The following is a 644-nucleotide window of genomic DNA, read 5'->3' on the forward strand; positions in this document are numbered from 1 at the left end:
CATGCACCCTCACCTAAGCCAACCACATTCGGCATGATGCGTGGGGTCACTTTTACGCGAACGTTCATTTCACCGAACTTGCTACGAACGCTCACCAAATCACCGTTTTCAATGTTGCGTGACGCTGCATCAATCGGGTTGATCCAAAGCTCTTGTGGCGCTGCTGCTTTTAGGATGTCCACGTTGCCGTACGTTGAGTGCGCGCGCGATTTGTAGTGGAAGCCCGTTAGCTGAAGTGGGAACTTTTTACGATCTGGCGAATCCCAGCCGTTGAATGTCGAAACATATTCTGGCAATGGTGTGATGGACTCATCTTCATCCAGTTCCCATTCTTCCTTGATCTGCGCGAGGGTCTCTGAGTAGATCTCAATCTTACCTGATGGCGAAGGCAATGGATTCGCTTCTGGGTCACGGCGGAAGTCCTCAAACGCCACGTGTAGACGGTCGAATTGCTTCTTGTAGATGCCCTGCTTTCTCATCTCATCGTAAGACGGCAGGTTTGGATCGTTGTTTTGTTTGACGGTCTGAGCGTACATCCATTGCAGCCACTCTTCTTGCGTGCGACCTTCAGTAAACTCATCAAACACGCCCATACGCTTCGCCACACCAGACATGATGTCGTAGATTGGCTTACATTCGAAACG

The 644-nt window shown here is 50.5% G+C and carries 1 protein-coding gene; it reads right to left on the bottom strand.

What is annotated here, in order from left to right; translation table 11 throughout:
- Positions 1-644, bottom strand: a 644-nt coding sequence (locus tag R7E78_RS27585) for a molybdopterin dinucleotide binding domain-containing protein (protein WP_318058812.1), incomplete at both ends; no start/stop codon positions are given.

Source organism: Vibrio sp. YT-19(2023) (genome assembly GCF_033337395.1).